Below are 22,153 nucleotides of genomic sequence, written 5' to 3'. Positions count from 1 at the left end.
CGACCGGCACTTCCCCCCAACTGCCGTGCTTCCACGGCATCGTGGACAACAGGGTTCTATGTCGACGAGCATGATCGCAAGATGCGAAACATGTTGTTTACCGGTCAAAACCGTTCATTGTGATGACCAGAAACGCAAGCAGGCCCCCCGTTCGCACGGGGGGCCTGCTCGTTGTCTGTGCGCCGCCAGGGACTCGAACCCCGGACCCGCTGATTAAGAGTCAGCTGCTCTAACCAACTGAGCTAGCGGCGCCTGCTGACGGGAAAACTCTACAGGACCTGCCAGGGTGGTCCCGACCAACGCCGACCGCCCAGGGGGGTGGGCCGGCGGCGCGTGTGCACCATTCGGACCGTCAACATGCGCGTCACGCGGACAGTTGTGAGACTGATCAACGTGCACACACGCGGACATATCCACCCCGAATGTGAGGCAGATCGCATGACCGCTCCGGTGTTCGAGGAATTCGATCCGGTGAGCGACTGCGACTGCCTCGGCTGCGTCCGGTGGCGGCGGCTCGCCCCCCGGCCGGCGTCCGCCCGCTCAGGCGGCCGCCCGGCCGCCCGGGGCGCCGTGATCATGGCTGCCGCCGCGTCCGCCGTGCTCGGCGCCGTCCCCGCGGCCACCGCGCTCACTTCGCCGCCGCCCCGGCACGCAGCCCCCGACGCCCCCCGCTCGACGGCCCGTCCCGGCGCCCCGGCGACGGACGAGGGCCCCGCCACCCCGCAGGGCACCGCCGCACCCCTGCACGGTCCGGGCGGCTCGCCCGCGCGGCCGCAGGCCAAGACCCCGGCCACCACCCGGACCGCGATCATCAACCGGGCCAAGCTCTGGGTGAGCGCCCAGGTGCCCTACAGCACCAGCGCCTACTGGTCCGACGGCTATCGCCAGGACTGCTCGGGCTATGTCTCCATGGCCTGGGGCCTGCTCTCCAACGAATGGACGGGCAGCCTGGCCCAGTTCGGAGTGAAGATCACCAAGGAGGAACTGCAACCCGGCGACATGCTGCTCTTCCACAACACGGCCGACCCCCAGAACGGCTCACACGTCGTGCTCTTCGGCGGCTGGACCGACTACACCCACACCGCCTACACGGGGTACGAGCAGACGCCCCCGCACACCCGCCGCCAGAGCACGCCCTACCCCTACTGGAACAACACCACCAAGTACGTCCCCTACCGCTACAAGGGCGTGACCGCGGGGTCCGCGGGCGCCGAGCCGGAGACCGCCCCGGTGCCCTTCCCCGGCACCTCGTACTTCGGGCCCGGCGCGAACAACAAGTACGTGACCCAGCTCGGCGAGATGCTGGTCGCCAGGGGCGGCGGCTCCTACTACGCCCAGGGGCCCGGCCCGGTCTGGGGCGAGGCCGACCGGCGTGCCACCCAGGCGTTCCAGAAGGCCCAGGGCTGGACCGGCTCCGCCGCCGACGGACTGCCCGGCCCGCGCACCTGGGAACTGCTGGTCACCGGCGGCGGCAAGGACATCGCCCCGGGCGCGGCGGGCCCCGGCGGGGTGCCCGCCTTCCCCGGCAAGGACCGCTTCCGGCCGGGCGCGAACAACCCCTACGTCACCCAGCTGGGGCGGCAACTGGTGAAGAAAGGATTCGGCAGGTTCTACGCCACCGGGCCCGGACCGCGCTGGAGCGAGGCGGACCGGCGCGCCGTGGAAGCCTTCCAGCGCGCCCAGGGCTGGCGCGGTGGAGCGGCGGACGGCTATCCGGGCCCCGAGACCTGGCGCCGCCTGTTCGGCTGAGGCGCCCGGTCACCCCGGGCTCCGCGTCCGCGCGCAGTCCGGCATCCCTTGTCATGACGCATCTGGCGCGGAGGCTGGAGGCACCCATGAGCACGACCACACCCCACACCCACGAGTCCGAGGATCACCCGGAGAGCCTGCCGGGCGGCGCGGGGACGGCCGTCCGGCCGCCCCGGCTGATCCACAACGAGGCGACCACCGAGATCCCCGTCCATCTGCTCTTCCGCGACGAGCCCGCTCCCGCCCCCGAGGTGCGGCGGCCCGCCGTGGTGAACCGCCGGCAGGGCACCGGCGAACAGCCTCGGCTCGGCCGCCCGGCGCCGGTCCGCAGACGGCCCGAGCTGCGACCCGACCCGGAACTCCAGGAGCGCCCCGCGCGGGTGCTGCCCGGCGCCGCCGGGGTACTGGCCGGGCTCGGCGGGGTCGCCGGGTGCCTGGCCACTTCCTGGTGGGCGGGGGTGCTGCCGTCGCTCGCCGGGGACGCGCTCGGACTGCCCGTGCACCCCGGCGCGGGGCTCGGTGCCGCGCAGTGGGCGGCGTACGCGGGTGCCGGGACGCTGGGGCTGTTCGGCTTCGGCGGGCTGGCGCGCGGGCGCACCGGGCGGGCCTGGGTGCTGGGCCTGTTCGGCCGCTACCGGGGGACGGTCCGGCGCACCGGGCTGCTGTGGATGAACCCGCTGCTGCGGCGGCGCCGGGCCGATGTGCGGCTGCGGCACTGGCGCAGCGGTGCGGTGCCCGCGGCCGACGCGAACGGGGTGTCGCTGCGGGTGGTGGTGCTGGTGGTGTGGCGGGTGCGGGACACCGCGCGGGCGCTGCTCGGCATCGAGGAGCACGAGACCTACCTGCGCGAGTGCGTGGAGGCCGCGCTCGCTCGGGTCCCGGTGGAGCTGCCCGGCGGGGCGCGCAGCGGGGCCGACGCGGCCGGGGACGCGCTGACCCGGCTGGTGGCGGCGGACGTGGCGCCGGTCGGGGTGGAGGTGTTCTCCGTGCAGCCGGTCCGGGTGGAGTACGCGCCCGAGGTCGCCGCCGCCATGCACCGGCGCCGGATCGCCGCGCTGGACGCCCAGCAGCGGGCCACCATGCTCAGCTCGGTGGTGGACTCGGTCGAGGACACGGTCACCCGGCTCACCACGCGCGGGCTGGTCGAGCTGGACGACTACGAGCGCAAGGTGCTGGTCCGGGACCTGACGGTGGCGTTCTGCTCCGCCCGCGCGGAACCGGCCTGACGAGTGCCGCCGGATGGTATGGACATGTTCAACTCCCGGCAATAATCTGACACTTGGTCTGGACCTACCGCACGGCTCAGCTCAGCTCAGCTCAGCGCAGTGAGCCTTCCCCCACGACGTTCCCCAGGAGCGGCAGCATGCGTACCAGGACCAGGTTGTCAGCGTTGTCCGCGGCCGTGCTCGGCATGGCCACGGCCGGCGCCTTCGTGCTCTCCACCGGCGGCGCCAGCGGCCACGGCTACACCGACCTCCCCGTCAGCCGGCAGAAGCTCTGCCAGAACGGCTCCGTGACCAACTGCGGCGACATCCAGTGGGAGCCGCAGAGCGTCGAGGGCCCCAAGGGCTTCCCCGGCGCCGGCCCCGGCGACGGTCAGCTGTGCGGCGGCGGCAACAGCCGCTTCGGCCAGCTCAACGCCCCGAACACCCCCTCGGGCGGCGCCTGGCCCACCACCAGGGTCACCGGCGGCCAGTCGTACACCTTCCGCTGGCAGTTCACCGCCATGCACGCCACCAGCGACTTCACCTACTACGTCACCAAGCAGGGCTGGAACCAGAACCACGCCCTCGCCCGCTCCGACCTCAACCTGACCCCGTTCCTCTCGGTGCCGTACAACGGCCAGCGACCCCCCTCCACGCTCAGCCACAGCGGCACCCTGCCCAGGGGCCTGACCGGCCACCACGTGATCCTCGCGGTGTGGAACGTGGCCGACACCACGAACGCCTTCTACGCCTGCTCGGACGTCACATTCTGAGCTTCGCTTGAGGCCAACCGCCCTGAGGCATGGGTACGTTCACGGCACGCCGGTCCATCGGAGCGGCGTGCCGACCCAGGGGGGCCTCATGGACGCACTGCTCTACCTCGTGCCCGGAGTGATCACGGCCGGATGTGTCTTCGGCGCGGTCCAGGTGATCCGCCGCGCCCTGCGCACCAGCCGGCTGTGGGCACACGGCCTGACAGCCGAGGGGCGCTGCCTGAACACGTACATGAAGACGAGCGGCGGCAATGACGCGGCCGTGCGCAGCACGCTCCACCATGTGTACGAGTTCACCACCCGCGAGGGCCAGAGCTTCCGGTTCGACGAGGTCGGGGGCGACTCGACCGTGGTGGCGGGCGATCACGTCGTGGTGCGCTATCTGGCGGAGCGGCCGCAGTGGGCCACCGCGCTCGAGCCGTCCCGGGGGCGCTTGATCCTCGGCACCGGGGGCCTGATCGTCTTCCTGGGCGTGATGGTCGTGGGGTGCGTGCTCTTCGCCGTCTCCGCCCACTCGGCCCTCTAGCGAAGGCCGGGGAAAACACCGAGGGCGGATCGATTTCTCGACCCGCCCTCGGTGATTGTGCGCCGCCAGGGACTCGAACCCCGGACCCGCTGATTAAGAGTCAGCTGCTCTAACCAACTGAGCTAGCGGCGCATGACTCCCGCCGTCCGCTGTTCGCGGCCGGCGACAGAGAAAATACTACCTGGTCCCCGGGGGTGCTCCCGACCGCCGCCGGGACTACAGGGCGAGCGAGAGCAGGACCGGGGCCGCGTGCCGGTTGAGGGCGTCCGCGGCCTGGCGCAGCCGGTGCGCCCGCTCCACCGGCAGGGAGACGGCCAGACAGCCGACGGAGGACCCGGCGGTGATCGGGACGGCCGCGCAGACCGTGCCGACCGCGTACTCCTGGAGGTCCAGGACGGGGACCGTGGGCGGCTGGGACTCCAGCCGGGAGAGCAGCAGCTTGTCGCTGGTGATCGTGTGCGAGGTCAGCCGGGCCATCCGGTGCCGGGACAGATGGTCGCGCCGGGCGTCGTGGTCCAGCTGGGTCAGCAGGCTCTTGCCGACGGCGGTGGCGTGGGCGGAGGAGCGGAAGTCGACCCACTCGTTGACCGCGGGGGCGCTCGGTCCGGCCGCGTACTGGGTGACGTGGACCTCGCCGTCCTCGTACCGGCTGATGTAGACGGCCGCGCCGACCGAGTCCCGCAGCCCGTCCAGGGTGTGCTGGAGCTTCTCGCGCAGGGCGCGCTCGTGGTCGTGGGCCGAGGTGAGGCGGCGCAGGGTGTCGCCGGTGACATAGGCGCCGTCGGAGGTCTGCTCGACGTACCCCTCACGGCACAGCATGCGCAGCAGGGCGGTCAGCCGCCCTGAGTCCAGACCGGCCTCGCGGGCCAGTCCGGCCCCGGCGACCCCGGCGGGGTGGCGGGCCACGGTCTCCAGCACGCGCAGCGCGTCCTGGGCCGAGTGGTACGGGGCGGTCGGCTCGTGCATCAGCGCCACGGTTTCCCCCTGCGCTCGCTTCCTTGGCCGCGAGATCCGGTCGGCGGATCGCTTCCACGGTAGCGGTCAAGCGGCGGTCAGGGAGGGGGTGTTGCCGAGATCCGAGGGCCGCCGGTGCCCCTCCGAGCTGCACCGGCGGCCCTCTGGCATATGCCCTGGGCATCATCCAATGCCTGGACCTCGGCTTCCCGCCTTCACCCTCCCCGACCGCCGCCCCGGGGAGCCGCGTCTACAGCACCGCGCTGAGGAATTCCCGCGTCCGCTCCTGCTCCGGATCACCGAAGATCTTCTCCGGCGGCCCGGACTCCACCACCCGTCCCTGGTCGAACATCAGCACCTGGTCGGAGATGTCCCGCGCGAAGCCCATCTCATGGGTCACGCAGAGCATGGTGATGTCGGTGCCGCGCGCGATGTCACGCAGGACGTCCAGCACGCCCGCGACCAGCTCCGGGTCGAGCGCGCTGGTCACCTCGTCCAGCAGCAGCACCCGCGGCCGCATCGCCAGCGCCCGCGCGATCGCCACCCGCTGCTGCTGGCCGCCGGAGAGCCGGGTGGGCCGCGCGTCGCACTTGTCGGAGAGCCCGACCAGCTCCAGCAGCTCGCGGGCCCGCGCCTCCGCCTCGTCCCTGGACAGCCCGAGGACCTGGACCGGCGCCTCGGTGATGTTGCGCAGCACGGACATGTTCGGGAACAGGTTGAAGTGCTGGAAGACCATCCCGATCTTCTTGCGCACCTCCCGGACCTGCTTCTCCGGCGCCGGGAACAGCGCCTGGCCGTCCACGGTGATGGTGCCCTCGTCCGGCTCGGTGAGCGTCATCAGCAGGCGCAGGATCGTGGTCTTGCCCGACCCGGAGGGGCCGATCAGGGTCACATGTCTGCCCGCGTCCACGGAAAAGTCCAGCTGGTCGAGCACCGTGTTGGCGCCGAAGCGCTTGGTGACCTTCTCCAGGCGGATCAGCTCACCGGACTGGTTCTGCTTGGGCGGGTTGATGTCAGCGGACAAGGCGTCGCTCCAGTGCTCGCAGAAGAAGGGAGGCCAGGTAGGAAAGGACGATGAAGGCCACGCCGATCACGGTCAGCGGCTCGGTGAACTGGAAGTTCGCCTGCGAGAACAGCCGGGCCCGGCCGAGCATCTCCAGCACGGTGATCACCATCAGCATCGGGGTGTCCTTCAGCATGGAGATCACGTAGTTGCCGAGCGCCGGGATCACCCGCCGCAGGGCCTGCGGCAGGATCACCGTGGTCCAGATCCGCCGGCGGGGCAGGCTCAGCGCGGTGGCCGCCTCCCACTGGCCCACCGGCACGGCCTCGATCCCGGCCCGGTAGACCTGCATGGTGTACGTCGAGTAGTGCAGCCCGATGGCGAAGACACCGGTGGTCAGCGCCGAGAAGGTCACGCCCCACTCGGGCAGCACGTAGAACAGGAAGAACAGCTGCACCAGCAGCGGGGTGTCGCGCACGAACTCGGTGACCACACCGACCGGCCAGCGCACCCACCGCGACGGCACCCGCGTCAGCAGCGCCCACCCCAGCCCCAGCGAGAACGACAGCAGCGAGCCGAGCGCCACCACCTGGAGCGTGACCAGCAGCCCCTGCCAGAAGTACGGCATGAAGTCGCCCACGGCGTTCCAGTCCCACTTCACGCGGCACCACCCACCTTGCTCGTCCCGGCCGGTTCGGGTCCCCGCACCACCGGCTCAGCGGCGGGCCCCTGGCCCAGCCCCGCCTTCAGCCGCTTCTCCAGCGAGCGCATCAGCCGGGTCAGCCCGAACGCGATCACGAAGTAGATCAGCAGGACGTACGTGTAGATCTCCGCGCTCTGCTGGAGGGCGAGCCGCACCAGGTTGGCGCTGAACGCCAGATCGCCCATGCCCATCACCGACACCAGCGCGGTGCCCTTGAGCAGCTCGATCAGCAGGTTGGAGAACGGCGGGATCATCTCCGGCACCGCCTGCGGCAGCATGATCAGCCGCAGCCGCTGCCAGGAGGTGAAGCCGAGCGCGATCCCGCCCTCGCGCTGCGCCGGGTCGACCGCGTTCAGCGCGCCGCGCACGATCTCCGACCCGTACGCGCCGTACGTCAGCCCGAGCGCCAGCGTGCCCGCCCACAGCGGCACCAGCTGCCAGCCGAAGGCGATGGGCAGCACGAAGAACACCCAGAAGATCATCACCAGCGCCGAGGTGCCGCGGAACACCTCGGTGTACAGACCCGCGAGGAAGCGCACCAGCCGGCGCCGGCCGGTGCGCGCGATGCCGACGGCGAAGGACATCGCAGCCGCCAACAGCGCGCTCAATACCAGTAGTTGGACGGTCGTCCAGGCGCCCCGGAGGACGAGTTCCCACAGTCCCGAGGTCATCCGCCGCACAGCTCCTTCGCGGTGAGGTCCGTCATCTCGGCCGCGGTGAAGCCGAACGGCCTGAGGATGCGCAGCAGTTCACCGGTCCGCTTCAGCTCGCGCAGTTCGGTGTTGAAGGCGTCCCGCAGCCGGGTCTCGATGGGCCGGAACGCGAACGCGCCCCCGTCGACGTGCTGTTCGCCCTTCACCAGCGGCGCGAACGGCTCGGTGGCCTCCGTCTTCCGGGACTTCCTGACCACCTCGCGGACGGTGACCGCCGTACCGGCGAACGCGTCGACCCGCCCGGCCTCGACCGCGTTCAGCCCGGCGACCTGGTCCGGCACGATCAGGATGTCGCTCTCCCGGTAACCCGCCTCGACCGCGTACTGGATCTCGGCGTACCCGGAGCCGGTGGCGAACTTCGCCTTCTTCTCCACCACGTCCCGGTACGAGCGCAGGCCCTTGGGGTTGCCCTTGCGGACGATGAAGGAGTCCTTCATCTGGTAGTCCGGGTCGGCGAAGATCACCTGCCGGCAGCGCTCGGGGTTGACGTACATCCCGGCGGCCACCACGTCGAACTGCTGGGAGTTCAGGCCGGGTATGAGCGAGCCGAACTCCGTCGGCACCGGCTGCACCCGCTCCACCCCGAGCCGCTTGAAGATCACTCCGGCCAGTTCGGGCGCCTCGCCGGTCAGCTTGCCGTCCCGGTCGATGAACCCGAAGGGCACCTCACCGGCGATTCCCAGCCGTACGACACTCTGGGCGCGCAGCCGGTCCAGCAGGTCGCCGCCGTTCTCGCCGGACGCGGCCGCCACCCGCGTGCAGCCCGTCGCGCCCAGCGCACCCACCCCGCCCAGTGCCAGCGCGCCCAGCAGCACCGCCCGTCTCTCGCGCAGGCGCACCGGCCGGATTCTTTCCGTGTCCTTGCCAAGTCGAGAAGCCATGGCGGCGCCGCTACCCAGGCCCGCACGGGTCATGCGCGCCGATATCCAGCCGCAGAGGGGGAGTTCAGTGCCCCGGCACGTAACCGCGCTTCTTGTCCACCACGTTGACCAGCTCCTTTCCGGCCGCCCACCGCTCGTACAGCTCCACGAACTGTGCGCCCAGTTCGTCGCGCCAGCCGACCGTGTCACCGCTCATGTGCGGGGAGACGAGCAGGCCGGGCAGGTGCCACAACGGGCTTTCGCCGGGCAGGGGTTCGGTGGTGAAGACGTCCAGTGCCGCGCCCGCGATCCAGCGTCTGCGCAGCGCCTCGGCGAGCGCCGGCTCGTCCACCAGCTCGCCCCGGCCGACGTTGACGAAGACCGCCGAGGGCTGCATCACCCCGAAGCGGTGCGCGTCGAACATGCCGTACGTCTGCCCGGTCAGCGGAGCGGCGGCGATCACCCAGTCGGCGCGGGCGATCAGCCGGTCCAGGTCGGCCGGGCCGTGCACGCCGGTACGCGGCACCCGGCCCACCAGCGCGGGCGTCACCCCGAGCGCCTTCAGCGTGCGGGCGATCGCGCGGCCGATCGGCCCGGAGCCGACCACGCAGGCGCGGGTGCCCGCCACCCGGCGGGTCTCGCGGTGCCGCCAGACGCGGTCCCGCTGGAGGTCCACCGTGCGCGGCAGGTCCTTGGCGGCCGCCAGCACCAGCGCGGCCACGTATTCGGCCACCGGCTGGTCGAAGACACCGCGCGCGTTGGTCACCACCGTGCCGGAGGCGGTCAGTTCGGGGCACATCAGATGGTCCACGCCCGCGCTCGCCGTGTGCACCCAGGCCGGACGCGGCCCGTCGCCGGGCCACGCTTCGCGCACCGCCCGCGACCGGAAGTCCCACACCAGCAGCACGTCCGCCTCCGGCAGCAGCGCGGCCAGCCCCTCGTCACCGGTGTGCAGCACACGGGCCCGGCCGGTGAGCCGGCCCAGCCTCGGCGGCGGATCGGCGTCCAGCACCAGCAGGGTGGGACGGGTCGGGACGGGCATCGGCCTGCCACACCTCCCGAGTCCGGGGCCCGCGTACTTCGCGCGAGGTCGACCCACGCTGGCACGCGCACCCGGCGCCGTCAACGGGCCGCGCCCTTCAGGGGGCGATCCGGCTCCCGCTGGGTACCCGAACCTCCGGCGGGGGCGCCCGTACCGCCGTGCGGGCCACGCGGAGCGCCCTCGCGGGAAGCGGGGGAAGACGCAGGGAACAGCCCTGAGTAACACGGAGAAAGGCCGACATGACAGCAATCGGATTCCTCTGCCCGGGCCATCGCGGCGAGGACGACTATCCGCGCGTCGAGCAACTGCTCGCCGGTGCGGTCCGGCTGGACCTGGTGCACACCGGCACCGGCGAGGACGCCCACGCGGTGGACCCGCTGCACGGCGCGGACTTCGCCGGACGGCTCGCGGCGGCCATGGAGGGGCTGCGGCTGACCGGCGCCGAGGCGGTGGTCTGGACGAGCCCGGCGGGCGGCTTCGCGCACGGCTGGAAGGGCGCGCACGCCGAGGTGACGGAACTGGCCCGGCAGGCGGGACTCCCCGCCTCCTCCACCTCGCTGGGCTTCGTGCACGCCGCCCAGGCGCTCGGCGTCCGCAAGGTCGCCGTCGCCCACGCCTACCCACCGGCGACCGCCGCCCTCTTCCGCGCGTTCCTCACCGACGGCGGGCTGGAGGTGACCGGAACCGACGAGCCCGACGCCACCACCGCCGAGCGGGCCGTGAACGGCGGCGAGGCCGAACTGCTCGCCCTGGCCCGGGCCGCCGACACCCCGGACGCCGAGGCGGTGCTGCTGCCGGACACCGCGCTGCGCACCGCCGCCCATCTGTCCGCCCTGGAGGCCGAGCTGGCCAAGCCGGTGCTCACGGCGTCCCAGGTCTCGGTGTGGGAGGGGCTGCGGCTGGCCGACCGCCGGCTGCGCACCGACACCCTCGGCACCCTCTTCACCCGAGAGCCCGTCGTACAGCTCTGACCAGCGTCCCGGCCCGGCCGGGGGAATAAGCGGGGACAGCCTCCTGTTACGGGACGCAGGACAGAGCACGCCGTAAACAGGAGGCATCCACCGTGCCGGCAGACGAGATCCGGGGCGCCGTGCACGGCACCGCCCCCGTCCCCCTCTCCGTACTCGACCTGGTCACCGTGGGAGCCGGGAGCACCGCGACCGACGCGCTGCGCACCAGCGTGGCGCTGGCCCGGTTCACCGAGGCGCGCGGCTTCCACCGGTACTGGGTGGCCGAGCACCACTCGATGCCGGGCGTCGCCTCCTCCTCGCCCGCCGTCATCCTGGCGAACCTCGCCGCCCACACCGACCGCATCCGGCTCGGCTCGGGCGGCGTCATGCTGCCCAACCACGCCCCGCTGGTCATCGCCGAGCAGTTCGGCACCCTGGAGGCCATGGCGCCGGGCCGGATCGACCTGGGCCTCGGCCGGGCGCCGGGCACGGACGGGGCGACCGCGGCCGCGCTGCGCCGCTCCGACACCCTGAACGAGGGCGCCGACGACTTCCCGCAGCAGCTCGCCGAGCTGACCCGGTTCCTCGACGACGACTTCCCCGACGGGCACCCCTACGCCCGCATCCACGCCATCCCCGGCCCCGTGCAGGGCAGTACGCCCGGCGGGACGCAGTCCCCGCACCGGCCGGTGATCTGGCTGCTCGGCTCCTCCGGCTTCAGCGCCCAACTGGCCGGAATGCTCGGCCTGCCCTTCGCCTTCGCGCACCACTTCTCCGCGCAGAACACCATCCCCGCGCTCGACCTGTACCGGGAGAACTTCCGCCCCTCCGCGGTGCTGGCCGAGCCCTACGCCCTCATCGGCGTCTCCGCCCTCGCCACCGACGACGAGGCCGAGGCGGGCCGGCAGGTCCGCGCGACCGCGCTCAACATGCTCCGGCTGCGCATGGGCCGTCCCGGGCTCTTCCCCGACCCCGAGGACGCGGCCCGGCACGAATTCAGCCCGATGGAGGAGGAGTTCGCGGCCTCCTTCACCCGCAACATCGTGCACGGCACCGCCGACGAGGTCCGCGCGGGCCTCGACGACCTGCAGAAGCGCACCGGCGCCGACGAGCTGATGCTCACCAGCCACGCCCACCGCGGCGAGCTGCGGCTGCGCTCCTACGAGCTGATCGCCGACGCCTACGGCCTGCCCGCCGCGTAGCTCTGCACCCCGAGCAGCTCCGTGATGCGGTCCGGCGGCACCGGGCGGGAGTACAGCCAGCCCTGCCCGGTGTCACAGCCGATCCGGCGCAGCCGGGTGGCCTGCGCGGAGGTCTCCACGCACTCGGCGGTGACGGTCAGCCCGAGGCGGTGGGCCAGCTGGATCATCGCCTCCACGATCACCTCGTCGGCCGGGTTGGCCGTCGTGCCGGCCCGGCCCGGGTCGCCGCCCTCGTACTGGAAGCCGCGTACGAAGGACCCGTCCAGCTTCAGCACCGAGACCGGGAGGCGGCTGAGGTAGGCCAGGTTCGAATAGCCGGTGCCGAAGTCGTCGATGGCGATGCGCACCCCCATGTCGCTGAGGGCCTGGAGTGCCTGGATCGGGCGGCCGCCGGAGCCCATCACGGCCGACTCGGTCAGCTCCAGCTGGAGCAGCTGCGGGGCGAGCCCGGTCTCGCTGAGCGTGCCGGCCACGTCCGCCACCAGGTCGGAGTCCCACACCTGGCGCACGGCCACGTTCACGCTGACGAAGATGGGCGGCTCGTCCGGATGGGCGAGCTGCCACTGCCGGGCCTGGCGGCAGGCGGTGACGAGTGCCCAGCGGCCGAGCTGCACGATCGAACCGTCCTCCTCGGCCAGCTGGATGAACCGATTCGGCGTCAGCATCCCGAACTGCGGGTGATGCCAGCGCACCAGCGCCTCCACCCCGCTCAGCCGCCCGTCCTCCATGCCGACCAGCGGCTGGTACTCCAGCGCGAACTCCCCGCGCTCGATGGCCGGGCGCAGCGTGGAGGACAGCGCCTGACGGGTGACGCGGTGCGCGTTGCGCTCGGGGTCGAACAGGGTCCAGCGGGCCTTGCCGTCCGCCTTCGCCCAGTACAGCGTGGTGTCGGCGGCCTGCATCAGACCGGTCGGCGTCGTCCCGGCCGTGTGCCGCTCGACCACCCCGATGGACGCGGTCAGCGACAGCCGCCGGCCCGCCAGGTCGAAGGGCTCCTCCAGCGCCCGCAGCGCCGAGGCGGCCAGGTCGGAGAGCTGTTCGGTGCCGGTGGAGTCCTCCACGAGCAGCGCGAACTCGTCGCCGCCGAGCCGGGCCACCAGCGGGGCGCCGGCCCGCGCGCCCTCGGTCTCCTCGGCCACATGGGTCAGCCGCTTGGCCACGGCCTCCAGCAGCCGGTCGCCGACGCGATGGCCCAGGGTGTCGTTGACCGCCTTGAAGCCGTCGAGGTCCAGACAGCACAGGCCGATCCGTCCGGTGCCGGTGCTGCCGTCCTCCGGCTCCGCCTCCAGCGCGGCCGACAGCCGCTCGAAGAACAGGGTGCGGTTGGGCAGCCGGGTCACCGGGTCGTGCATCCGCAAGTGCCTGAGGCGCGCCTGGAGTTCACGGCGGGCGCTGATGTCGGAGACGGACAGCAGGGCGCCCGGCGTGCCCTCGGTCAGCGGGGTGACGGTGATCCGCACCCACACGGGGTCGCCGTCCGGCTGTTTGAGGCGCCGGGTGCAGCGCAGCCGGTCCTGGCGGCCGCCGAGCACCTCGCGATAGGCGTGCCGGGTGCGCGGGTCGGGGGCCAGGTCGACGAGGTCGGCGGCGGGGCGTCCGGCCAGTGCCTCGGCGGATGTGCCCAGCAGCGCTCCCAGGGCGGTGTTGGCGTGGGCGACCAGCCCGTCGGGGGTCACCACGGCCATGGGGAGCGGGGCCGTCGTGAAGACCCGGTGGTAGGTCATGTGGTCACCGTCTGTCACGGCTGACCGGTCGAGGTCTGCCGCGGGCGTCGGCCCTTCGGACGTTCCGCTCACCGCTCGCTCCCGCAGTGCACTCGATCCCAGTCCGTGCCGGAAAGTGTGCCGATCATAGAGGCTGGTCCCGGCCCCTTCCAGCCGGTCTCCAGTCTCCCCGACCGACCCGCCCTCCTGACAGATCGTTTCTGCCCGGACCTGGACGGGTTCTTGAGGCCCACGACCACTTGTGACGTTCCGTGAGTGGTTCGGGGTGTCGGCCGCCGGGTGCCCACCGGACGGGCAAACGGGCGTACTCACCCTTCCGGTTCAGGTAAACAGGGCATAGCGCAACATAAGCACACAGTCTGGGTGGCGGTGTCCCGCGAACCGCGACCGGAGGTCCCAGACGTGCTCAAGCTGCGCAGCGCCGCCGCCGTGGCCACCACGATGTCGGCGCTCGCCGCGACCTCGATCCTGACCGGCCCCTCGGTGGCCGAACCCTTCTCGCCCGAGCCCTGCGCGCTGCACCGCACCGACGCCCACCACTCCGAGGGCCTGGACACCTGGAACTCCGCCTACCCCCGCCCCGAGGGCCGCCTGGACGCGGCCCTGGTCTTCCTGTCCTTCCCGGACGCCACCCCGCGCACCACCCCGGCCGAGCTGACCGCCGACCACTTCCCGGCCACCAGCCGCTACTTCGAGCAGTCGTCCTACGGCCGCTTCACCCTGCGCCCGCACCCGCTGGACCGCTGGCTGCGGATGCCGCGCCCGTCGACCGCGTACGCCATAAAGCGGGACTGGGGTGCCTCGGACCGCTCCGCCTATCTGCGGGACGCGTTCGCCGTGGCCGACAAGGCGCTGGACTTCTCCCGCTACGACGTGGTCTACCTGGTGGCCGACCCGGACGCGCCCGGCGTGGACTCCGACGCGACCAAGGTGGTCAACCTCGACTCGCCCGTCCGGCTGGACGGCAGCGACGTACGCCGGGTCGTCACCGTCTTCGAGCAGCACCCGCCCGACCGGCTGGTGCTGGCCCACGAGACCGGGCACGTCTTCGACCTCCCCGACCTCTACCACCGCCCGACCGACTCCAAGGACGACTGGGACACCCATGTCGGCGACTGGGACCTGATGGGCAGCCAGTTCGGCGAGGCCCCGGACCTGTTCGGCTGGCACAAGTGGAAGCTGGGCTGGCTGGGCCCCCGCCAGGTGGCCTGCGTACGGGGTGCGGGCCCGACCCGGCTCACCCTGGAGCCGCTCGCGGCCGGACCCGGCGTCCCGGTGCGCGGAGCGGCCGGAACCCCGGCCTTCGGGCTCGGCAACGGCACCAAGCTCGCCGTGGTGCGCACCGGCCCGGACACCGCCCTCGCCTTCGAGGCACGCGGCCCGGCCGGGAACGACCGTACGGCGTGCAAGCAGGGCATCCTCGTCTACCGGGTGCGCGCCGGCGTCGAGTCCGGGGACGGTCCGATCGAGGTGGTGGACGCGCATCCGCGCACCGAGGCGTGCTGGGAGAACTCCGTCTATCCGCCACTGGCCGACGCGCCCGTCTCGCTGGGGGAGAGCTTCACGGTCCCGGGGGACGGGGTACGGGTGGAGGTCGAGGAGCGCACGGCGGCCGGGGCGTGGACGGTACGGATCACACCGGGGGAGGGCGCTTGAGGGCACGGGGGTACGCGAAAGGCCCCCGCTCGCGCGAGGGCCTTCGTTGTCTGTGCGCCGCCAGGGACTCGAACCCCGGACCCGCTGATTAAGAGTCAGCTGCTCTAACCAACTGAGCTAGCGGCGCCTGCTGACGTCGTAGACCTTAGCATCCTGGTCGGCGGGAGGAAAAATCGATAACCGGGCCGCCGCGCGGGCCGCGCGCACCGCCGCCCAGAGCATCACCTCGGGGCCGGGCAGCCAGGGGTGCCGGGTGTCCGGGGCGACCAGCCAGCGGGAGCCCGCGGGAGCCGGGGAGGCGTCGCTCTCCAGCGCCGGGACGGTCACCGCGTCCCCGGTGCCGTGACACAGCAGCGGCGGTACGGCGTGGGTACGCGGGCCCCACTCCTCCCAGGCCAGCAGCGAGGGCAGCCGCTGGGCGGTGCCCGGCGCCGCGAACAGCAGGGTCCGGCCCCGGTGCACCGCGACCGGGCCGCAGCCCGGCCCCTCCTCCCACAGCCGGTCCAGCATCCGGCGCCCGAACACCGCGGGCGCGCTCACCACGTCGAAGACCGTGCCGCAGGGCAGCACGACGGGGGCGCCGGGCCGCTCCTCCCAGAAGGCGAGCGTGCTGCGCGGATACGTGCCGGCGGAGGCGAGCCAGGCGGCTCCCTCGGCGGTGGTGGCGGTGACGTCCGGTGCACTGGTCATGCACACAGGTCTACCGCCGGTGAGCGGCCGGTTTCCCTGGGTTGCGGAAATTGGGGACAGGAGGGGGCGGGAGGGGGTATCTTGCCCGCCTGGCATATGCCAGATGCGCGGGGCGGTCCCTCGCTAGTGCGGATCGGCCGCTCTGCGGCCCTCGGGGTCCGCGCCCCGCAGCAGGTCCCGGCCGAACTCCACCATCTTCTTGGCGTAGTCCTCGGTCCACTCCGCCCGCTCGGCGATGTCCGCCGCCGTCAGCCGGTCGAACCGGCGCGGGTCGGCCAGCTGGGCCGCCGCCACGGCCTGGAACTCCATGGCCCGGTCGGCCGCCGCGCGGAACGCCTGGGTCAGCTCGGTGGCCCGCGTCAGCAGCGCGCGGGGGTCGTCCATCGACTCCAGGTCGAAGAAGTGCTCCGGATCGGCGGCCGCCTCCGCGGGCTCGAAGAGCAGGGGCGCGGGGCGTAGCCGCGGTTCGTTCCGACGCGGCGAGGGCTCCGCCATGTCTTCATCTCCTCCTCGTACGTTCGCTTCACTCGGCCCCGCCTGCGGCCGGACCACCGTCCATTGTCCCGCGCCGGTGCAAGAGGGCCCCAGGGCCAGGCATGCACCGACGGTCAGGGCCGCCGGGTCAGGGCCGCCAGCTCACCCGGTGCTCGGCCAGGTGCGCCAGGACCGCGTGATTCGCCTCCCAGCCGTCCGGGAACTTCACCAGGGTGCCCAGCTGGACCGGTTCCGTGGACGGGTACTCGTCCAGCAGGTCGCTCACCCCCGCGCGGCACACCACGATGCACGCGTGCCGGTGCCGGGAGGCCAGTACGCACAGGCGGCCGGTCTCCAGGTGGAAGGCGGTGGCGTCGGGGCGGCCGGAGAGCGGGTGCAGGACCACCGTCACGTCGTACTCCCGGCCCTGGAGCCGGTTCGCGGTGTCGACGGTCACTCCCGCCACGCCCAGGTCCGCCAGCGCCGCGCGGACCGCCGCCGCCTGGTCCCGGTGGGCGGTGCCCACGGCGACCCGGTCGGCGGTCAGCGGGCTCGGCGCCTCGGCGCGCTCGGAGAAGGCCGCGCCCCCTCGGTCCAGCAGCCGCCGCACCACCGCGGCCACCGCCCGCACCGCCTCCGGGTCGGTGCGCGGGGTGTGCCGGGCCGGCAGCTCCAGCAGCCCCCAGCCGGACTCCGCCGCCTCGTCGATCACCCGGTCCGGGCCCGAACCGTCCGACGGCACCGCGAAGGCGAGCCGCCGCTCCCCGTGCCCGGTCCCGCTGCGGAACGGCGTGTACGGGTAGAACGCGGCCGACACCAGCGGCGCCGCCGACGCGGGCAGCCGCCAGGACACCGGCAGCCGGTGCTGCGGCAGCCGGGGGTTGTGCGCGAGCAGGGTGGACACCGCCGAGGCGGACGGGTCGTAGGACAGGCCCGCCCACTGGTCGCCGCCCACCGTGGAGAACGGGTCCAGCTGGCCGGGATCGCCCACGAACAGCGCCCGCTCGAACAGCCCGGCCACGGCCAGCAGCGAGTCCGAGCGCATCTGGTACGCCTCGTCCACGATCGCGTGCCGCCACGGCTCGTCCACCGAGACATGCGCCCACTTCGCGGCCGTGGACAGCACCACGGGCAACCCGCTCAGCTCGCCCGCCTTGGCCGAGGTGCGGACGTTCGGCAGCGCGTCCAGCGCCTTGTCGTAGGCGTCGGTGTCGCTGCTGTGCAGGCGGCCCACCGGCAGGTCGGGGTTCTTCTCCGCGAGCCGCAGCACCAGGTCGTCCACCTGGGCGTTGGTCTGCGCCACCACCATCAGCGGGCGGCCCGCCTCGGCCAGCTCCAGCGCGGCCCGGACCACCAGCGTCGACTTGCCGGCGCCGGGCGGGGAGTCCACCACCACACCGCGCTCGGTGCCGTGCAGGGTGTCGGCGAGGATCGCGTCCGTGGCGCGCGTGGCGGCGGCCGCTGGGTCGAAGTCCACGGTCGTCACAGGACGTCCTCCTCGGTCACCGCGTCCGGGACCTCCGGCACGGGCTCACCGGGCGGTCCGCCGTGCGTCCAAGGGGTCTGCTCGGGGTCGGGCAGCTTGGCGCCGCCGCGCTGCTCGTGCTCGAAGAGCGTGAAGCACAGCGCGTCGCCCTTCTCCGGCACCGAACCGGCCTCCGGCTCCTTGCCCCGGCCCATCTTGTCCATGATCCGCAGCACGATCACGCCGTCCTCCGGCGCGCCCTCGTACCCGGCGAACTCCGCCGTCTGCGGCTTGCCGTTCAGCGAGCGGTACACCTTGGCGCGCTCGCCCAGATGCGGGCGGTCCTCGGTGCGCACGGTCACCAGCGGGCGCGGGCTCGGCCGCCTGCCCTCGCTGTACGCCATGACCACCTCGGTCACCTCACCCGCGAGCGCCTCCCCGGCCAGCCGCCGGGCCGCCATCACCAGCGGGTCGTCCAGCGCCTCCTGCGCCTCCAGCCGGGCCTGCTCACGCTCGCGGGTGGCCAGCTTGTTCGCCGCCGTCACCGCGTCGTCCCGGCGCGGCTGCGGGGGTTCGCCCGCCGTGATCCGGTCCCGGTGCGAGGTGAACGACCAGCGGTCCCTGGTCCACCGCTGCTCGACATGGCCGCCCTCCGGGAGCGCCCGCAGCAGGTCGAGCCCACGCCACACCGCGTCCCAGGTCGGCCGCGTACGGCTCAGGACCAGGTCGCGGATCTCCCGCTCGGCGGCCGTGACGGCGGTCAGCAGGTCCTCGGCTCCCGGGGCGTCCTCGGCGGCGGCCAGCGCGGTGCGCGCCCGGTCGTACCGCTCGATGGCCGGGGCCAGCAGCTTGTTGTCGAACGCCGGGTCGGTGGCGGGGCCCGCCGGGGGACACAGCAACTGGCCCGCCGCGTCCCGCGCCCGCTCGGCCCGGGCTGCCGCCTCGGCGCCCGACTCGCCCTCGGGCGGGTCGATCCAGGCCAGCAGGGCACCCAGATGCTGGTCCTCCACCATGGACTGCCCCGTGGCCCAGTGCCGGGACAGCGCGTCGGTCAGCGCCAGCAGCAGCGAGGAGCCGGGCACCCGGGACCGCTCGCCGTAGTGCGTCAGCCAGCGGCCCAGCAACGGCACGCGCGGCGGCGCCGGATGCGGCGATTCCGGGTCCTGCTCGGCCGTACGCCGGAACCGCATGGAACGGCCCAGCAGGCGGACGAGATCCAGGCCCGCGCGGCTCGGCACGACGATCTGGGGCGCGTCCACGCACAGGTCGACCTCGACCTTGATCCGCTTGCCGGTCTCCGGGTCGGTGTCGGTGCGCTCGGCCGTCTCCACCGCCTCGGCGCAGGAGTCGAGGTGCGGCAGCACGATGTCGGCCAGCTCGGCGAGGAACGCGAAGCGCAGATCGCGGTCGCGGGGCTGCGGCACGACCAGCAGCCGGGGCGCGTCCCGGTCGGTGCCGACCAGCGCGCCGAGCGGGGCGCCCGTCTCACCTGCGGTGGTCAGCGGCACGAACACCAGCGGGCGGTCGGACAGATGACGGTGCCGTACGGTCGCGGCGGGCTGGGCCCGGCCGGTGGCGACCGCCTCCAGGCGGGCCAGGGTGGCGATCAGGGACACGGCACGGCCTCCCGGTCCGCCGCGCGGGCGAGCGCCTCGGCGCGCAGGGCAGCGGCCCGGCGCAGCGCGGCCACCACGGGGTCGGCGGGATCGCCGCTCTCGCCCCGGGCCGCCGAAAGCACCTCCTGGACCGTGCCCAGACCGCCCAGCTCGGCGCGGAGCGGACGGCCGAGCCGGGTCACCGCGTCGGCCGCGCGGGACCGCTCCCGGCAGTGGAAGGCCAGCTCGCAGGAGGACAGGCACTCGGGCGCGTAGGTCGCCGGGACCGCGTCGACGGCGGCCGCCAGCTCACCGGCCGGGCGGTCCGGCGCGAAGCAGGTGCCCTCGGGCAGCTCCTCCGCGATCGTCTCCACGCGGGTCAGCCGGGCGAGCTGTCGCGCGGTGACCGCCCGCTGGGCCCGTACGTCCACCGCGCGCGCGGTGGCCAGGTTGGAGAAGTCCTTCGGGCACACCAGCAGCACCTCGTGCCGGACGGCGGGCGGCGGGGTCAGCCGGGCCGCGACCGCCTCCAGCGCCAGCACGTACACCGCCGCCTGCCGGGCGGCCGCGCCCACCTTCGCCGGGTCGGCCGAGCCGTCCAGCATCGGGAACGACTTGATCTCCACGACCGTCCAGCCGCCGTCCGGGTGCACCACCACCGCGTCCGGCTCCAGGAAGGCGGACGAACCCGCCACGTCCAGGGCCAGCATCGGATGGTCCAGCAGCGTCCAGCCGCCCGCCTCGACGGCCTCGCGCAGCGCCAGAGCCGTACGCGCCGTACGGCCCTCGGGGCCCGGTGCGCTCAGGTCCGGCACCGATGCCCCGGCGGGCGGTTCGGCGGCCGGGTCCAGCAGGGTGTGGGTCAGGCGCAGCAGCTCGGCGCCGCCGTCCGCCTTCACCCGGGCCTCGAAGGTGTTGCCCCGGATCAGCGCGAACTGGGACTGTCCGTAGTCCGAGGGGGCGCCCAGCGCGCCCGCGAGCGCGGCCTTGTCCACCCCGGCGCCGTCCAGGATCGCGCGTCTGCGGCAGCCCGGGTTGGCCGCGAGCGCCGCGAGGGCGCGCGCGTCCAGCGCCTTGGCCGGGACGTCGGGACCGCGCAGCTCAGCGAGCCGGTGCCGCAGCGCCGTCCCCCGCTTCGCTGGGGGAGGCGTCGGGTCCGGCCGCGGGGTCGAGCCGCGACTCGCGCTGCCGTGGAATTCGCTCACCCGCGGAAGTCTGGCATCCGTCACTGACAATCGGGGAAACTCCGCTGCTCCCGGCCGTCTTGAGCGGGGCGGCCCATACGGCGAGCCTCAGCCGCAGAGCGGTCGCGCCGCGCGTCACGTACGGGGTCAGGAGCAGGCCGGCGCCCATCACGGCCGCGCCCGCGACCGCGTCCAGGAAGTAGTGGTTGGCGGTGCCCATGACCACGATCGCGGTCAGCAGCGGGTAGCCGATCGCGGCGGCCCTGGCCCAGCGGGTACGGCCGCACTTCCACAGCATCACCCCGCAGAACAGGGCCCAGCCGACATGCAGGCTCGGCATCGCCGCGTACTGGTTGGTCATGCCGCCCATGCCGCGCGGGGCACTGGCCTCGCCGCCCCACCAGCCGTACGCGCTGTAGTGCGCCATGGTGTCCACGAAGCCATGGCCGGGGGAGAGCAGGCGGGGCGGGCAGGTGGGCAGCAGGGTGAAGCCGATGAGGCCGATGAACGTGGACGTCATCAGCCAGGTGCGGGCCGCCCGGTAGTGCTCGGCGCGGGCCCGGAACAGCCAGACCAGGACCAGGGGCGTGACCAGGTAGTGCAGCGAGGCGTACCAGAAGTCGGCCGGCACCCCTATCCAGGGCTCGGCCGTGAAGAGCCGGTTCAGCGGGTGCTCGGCGTTCAGATACAGCGCCTGCTCGACGCGGAGGATGGCCAGACCGTGGTCCACGGCGGAGGAGACGTCCCCGCGCGCGAGGAGCCGTCCGGCGGTGTAGCAGCCGTAGACCAGCAGAATCAGCGGCAACTCGGTCCACCAGCGCGGGCGCGCTCGCGGGACTGCCCCGGTGCCTGGTGCCTCGGTCTGCGGCATCCGATCGCCCTCCCCCTTCGCGCTGCCTGGCACCCCCCTCGGGCGCCGTGACACTTTACGGTGTCGGCCCGCCCGTCCGCGCGGGCGTTCCGGCTCTCGAAGACGCCCGGATCGCCCGCCGGGTTGCCCGCGCGCGGGGTGCGCGATGATGGAAGGACCTCGCATCGGGTTTCCCCGGCGTCCACCCGGCGTCCCTCTTCCGGAAAGGTCCCCCATGGCACCGCGCATCCTGCTGGCCCGGCACGGACAGACGGCCTGGTCGCTGTCCGGCAAGCACACGGGCAGGACCGACGTGCCGCTCCTTGAGGAGGGCCGGCGCGGGGCCAAGCTGCTCGGCGAACGGCTGCGGCAGACCCCGCCGGCCGGTTTCGCGGACGTGGAGGTGCGCACCAGCCCGCTGGTCCGCGCGCACGAGACCTGCGAGCTGGCCGGGTTCGGCGACCGTGCCGAGGTGTGGGACACGCTCATGGAGTGGGACTACGGCGCCTACGAGGGCATGACCCCGGCCGAGATCCAGGCTGTCCGGCCCGGCTGGCTGATCTGGCGCGACGGCGTCCCCGAGGGCGAGACCCTCGCCGAAGTGACCGCCCGCGCGGACGAGGTCGTGAAGTGGGCCCGCTCCGCCGACCGCGACGTCCTGATCTTCGCCCACGGCCACATCCTGCGCTCCATCGGCGCCCGCTGGCTCGGCCTCCCCCTCGACTTCGCCGCCCGCCTCCGCCTCAACCCCACCTCCCTGTCCACCCTCGGCTGGGCCTACGGCGAACCGGCGATCGAGAGCTGGAACGACACGGGGCACCTGGCGGGCTGAGGC

The 22,153-nt window shown here is 73.3% G+C and carries 21 protein-coding genes and 3 tRNA genes; 8 read left to right on the top strand and 16 right to left on the bottom strand.

Going from position 1 to position 22,153, the window contains the following annotated elements; genetic code table 11:
* Nucleotides 1-178: 178 nt before the first annotated feature.
* Nucleotides 179-252 (bottom strand) — tRNA-Lys (locus tag ACIGA3_RS04780).
* A gap of 186 nt (nucleotides 253-438) precedes the next feature.
* On the opposite strand from ACIGA3_RS04780, the gene ACIGA3_RS04775 reads away from it, so the two are divergent.
* The 4 genes from ACIGA3_RS04775 (at nucleotide 439) to ACIGA3_RS04760 (ending at nucleotide 4,253) form a co-directional block, all read left to right on the top strand.
* The gene (locus ACIGA3_RS04775) at nucleotides 439-1,749 is read left to right on the top strand and encodes a peptidoglycan-binding protein (RefSeq protein WP_399710522.1); all 1,311 of its coding nucleotides are present in this window, start codon (nucleotides 439-441) and stop codon (nucleotides 1,747-1,749) included.
* 86 nt (nucleotides 1,750-1,835) lie between these two features.
* The gene (locus ACIGA3_RS04770; protein WP_399710520.1) at nucleotides 1,836-2,975 is read left to right on the top strand and encodes an SPFH domain-containing protein; all 1,140 of its coding nucleotides are present in this window, start codon (nucleotides 1,836-1,838) and stop codon (nucleotides 2,973-2,975) included.
* A gap of 137 nt (nucleotides 2,976-3,112) precedes the next feature.
* Entirely contained in the window at nucleotides 3,113-3,727 is a 615-nt protein-coding gene (locus tag ACIGA3_RS04765; protein ID WP_399710518.1) for a lytic polysaccharide monooxygenase, read from the top strand.
* Nucleotides 3,728-3,815: 88 nt separating this feature from the next.
* Nucleotides 3,816-4,253, top strand: coding sequence for a DUF3592 domain-containing protein (locus ACIGA3_RS04760; RefSeq protein ID WP_399710516.1), 438 nt, complete (start codon nucleotides 3,816-3,818; stop codon nucleotides 4,251-4,253).
* Nucleotides 4,254-4,311: 58 nt separating this feature from the next.
* Here ACIGA3_RS04760 and ACIGA3_RS04755 read toward each other — a convergent pair.
* The 7 genes from ACIGA3_RS04755 to ACIGA3_RS04725 form a co-directional block, all read right to left on the bottom strand.
* Nucleotides 4,312-4,385: transfer RNA gene (locus ACIGA3_RS04755), tRNA-Lys, on the bottom strand.
* 84 nt (nucleotides 4,386-4,469) lie between these two features.
* On the bottom strand, nucleotides 4,470-5,228 hold the full coding sequence (locus ACIGA3_RS04750) for an IclR family transcriptional regulator (RefSeq protein ID WP_399710514.1): 759 nt from the start codon (nucleotides 5,226-5,228) through the stop codon (nucleotides 4,470-4,472).
* 229 nt (nucleotides 5,229-5,457) lie between these two features.
* On the bottom strand, nucleotides 5,458-6,231 hold the full coding sequence (ehuA, locus tag ACIGA3_RS04745; RefSeq protein ID WP_399710512.1) for an ectoine/hydroxyectoine ABC transporter ATP-binding protein EhuA: 774 nt from the start codon (nucleotides 6,229-6,231) through the stop codon (nucleotides 5,458-5,460).
* A complete protein-coding gene (ehuD, locus tag ACIGA3_RS04740) occupies nucleotides 6,221-6,871 on the bottom strand; it encodes an ectoine/hydroxyectoine ABC transporter permease subunit EhuD (RefSeq protein WP_399710510.1) in 651 nt (216 codons plus the stop codon). Before ehuD ends, ehuA begins: the two co-directional genes overlap by 11 nt.
* Complete coding sequence (gene ehuC / locus ACIGA3_RS04735) at nucleotides 6,868-7,584, bottom strand: ectoine/hydroxyectoine ABC transporter permease subunit EhuC (protein WP_399710508.1); 717 nt, start codon at nucleotides 7,582-7,584, stop codon at nucleotides 6,868-6,870. The genes ehuD and ehuC overlap by 4 nt, the downstream gene beginning before the upstream one ends.
* The gene (gene ehuB / locus ACIGA3_RS04730; protein ID WP_399710506.1) at nucleotides 7,581-8,507 is read right to left on the bottom strand and encodes an ectoine/hydroxyectoine ABC transporter substrate-binding protein EhuB; all 927 of its coding nucleotides are present in this window, start codon (nucleotides 8,505-8,507) and stop codon (nucleotides 7,581-7,583) included. The genes ehuC and ehuB overlap by 4 nt, the downstream gene beginning before the upstream one ends.
* A gap of 64 nt (nucleotides 8,508-8,571) precedes the next feature.
* Nucleotides 8,572-9,528, bottom strand: coding sequence for a D-2-hydroxyacid dehydrogenase (locus ACIGA3_RS04725; protein ID WP_399710504.1), 957 nt, complete (start codon nucleotides 9,526-9,528; stop codon nucleotides 8,572-8,574).
* 239 nt (nucleotides 9,529-9,767) lie between these two features.
* On the opposite strand from ACIGA3_RS04725, the gene ACIGA3_RS04720 reads away from it, so the two are divergent.
* Nucleotides 9,768-10,499: a decarboxylase gene (locus ACIGA3_RS04720; RefSeq protein ID WP_399710502.1), complete on the top strand. Its 732-nt coding sequence runs from the start codon at nucleotides 9,768-9,770 to the stop codon at nucleotides 10,497-10,499.
* Between the two features lie 92 nt (nucleotides 10,500-10,591).
* On the top strand, nucleotides 10,592-11,680 hold the full coding sequence (locus ACIGA3_RS04715; protein ID WP_399710500.1) for an LLM class flavin-dependent oxidoreductase: 1,089 nt from the start codon (nucleotides 10,592-10,594) through the stop codon (nucleotides 11,678-11,680).
* Here the strand turns inward: ACIGA3_RS04715 and ACIGA3_RS04710 are convergent.
* Nucleotides 11,659-13,476 (bottom strand): putative bifunctional diguanylate cyclase/phosphodiesterase, encoded by a 1,818-nt coding sequence (locus tag ACIGA3_RS04710; protein ID WP_399710498.1) that lies wholly within the window; start codon nucleotides 13,474-13,476, stop codon nucleotides 11,659-11,661. The genes ACIGA3_RS04715 and ACIGA3_RS04710 overlap by 22 nt on opposite strands.
* A 369-nt stretch (nucleotides 13,477-13,845) precedes the next feature.
* Between ACIGA3_RS04710 and ACIGA3_RS04705 the strand changes: the two genes are divergently transcribed.
* Entirely contained in the window at nucleotides 13,846-15,060 is a 1,215-nt protein-coding gene (locus ACIGA3_RS04705; RefSeq protein WP_399710804.1) for a M6 family metalloprotease domain-containing protein, read from the top strand.
* 53 nt (nucleotides 15,061-15,113) lie between these two features.
* Here the strand turns inward: ACIGA3_RS04705 and ACIGA3_RS04700 are convergent.
* The 7 genes from ACIGA3_RS04700 to ACIGA3_RS04670 all read right to left on the bottom strand — a co-directional run bounded on the left by ACIGA3_RS04700 (nucleotide 15,114) and on the right by ACIGA3_RS04670 (nucleotide 21,339).
* Nucleotides 15,114-15,187 (bottom strand) — tRNA-Lys (locus tag ACIGA3_RS04700).
* A complete protein-coding gene (locus ACIGA3_RS04695) occupies nucleotides 15,178-15,810 on the bottom strand; it encodes a bifunctional DNA primase/polymerase (protein ID WP_399710803.1) in 633 nt (210 codons plus the stop codon). Before ACIGA3_RS04695 ends, ACIGA3_RS04700 begins: the two co-directional genes overlap by 10 nt.
* 63 nt (nucleotides 15,811-15,873) lie before the next feature.
* Nucleotides 15,874-16,245 (bottom strand): hypothetical protein, encoded by a 372-nt coding sequence (locus ACIGA3_RS04690; protein WP_399710496.1) that lies wholly within the window; start codon nucleotides 16,243-16,245, stop codon nucleotides 15,874-15,876.
* Between the two features lie 127 nt (nucleotides 16,246-16,372).
* Nucleotides 16,373-17,710 (bottom strand): AAA family ATPase, encoded by a 1,338-nt coding sequence (locus tag ACIGA3_RS04685; protein WP_399710495.1) that lies wholly within the window; start codon nucleotides 17,708-17,710, stop codon nucleotides 16,373-16,375.
* The gene (locus ACIGA3_RS04680) at nucleotides 17,707-19,305 is read right to left on the bottom strand and encodes a hypothetical protein (RefSeq protein ID WP_399710493.1); all 1,599 of its coding nucleotides are present in this window, start codon (nucleotides 19,303-19,305) and stop codon (nucleotides 17,707-17,709) included. The genes ACIGA3_RS04685 and ACIGA3_RS04680 overlap by 4 nt, the downstream gene beginning before the upstream one ends.
* The gene (locus ACIGA3_RS04675) at nucleotides 19,296-20,489 is read right to left on the bottom strand and encodes a hypothetical protein (RefSeq protein ID WP_399710491.1); all 1,194 of its coding nucleotides are present in this window, start codon (nucleotides 20,487-20,489) and stop codon (nucleotides 19,296-19,298) included. Before ACIGA3_RS04675 ends, ACIGA3_RS04680 begins: the two co-directional genes overlap by 10 nt.
* Nucleotides 20,386-21,339, bottom strand: a complete 954-nt coding sequence (locus tag ACIGA3_RS04670; RefSeq protein WP_399710489.1) for a phosphatase PAP2 family protein — start codon at nucleotides 21,337-21,339, stop codon at nucleotides 20,386-20,388. Before ACIGA3_RS04670 ends, ACIGA3_RS04675 begins: the two co-directional genes overlap by 104 nt.
* A gap of 214 nt (nucleotides 21,340-21,553) precedes the next feature.
* Here ACIGA3_RS04670 and ACIGA3_RS04665 point away from each other — a divergent pair, with 214 nt between their 5' ends.
* The gene (locus ACIGA3_RS04665) at nucleotides 21,554-22,150 is read left to right on the top strand and encodes a histidine phosphatase family protein (RefSeq protein ID WP_399710487.1); all 597 of its coding nucleotides are present in this window, start codon (nucleotides 21,554-21,556) and stop codon (nucleotides 22,148-22,150) included.
* The last annotated feature ends 3 nt before the right edge of the window (nucleotides 22,151-22,153 follow it).

This window comes from Streptomyces sp. NPDC085596 (assembly GCF_044541565.1).
GTDB lineage: Bacteria > Actinomycetota > Actinomycetes > Streptomycetales > Streptomycetaceae > Streptomyces.
The sequence above is the reverse complement of the archived record's forward strand: the minus strand, read 5'-3'. Positions and strand labels throughout refer to the sequence as shown.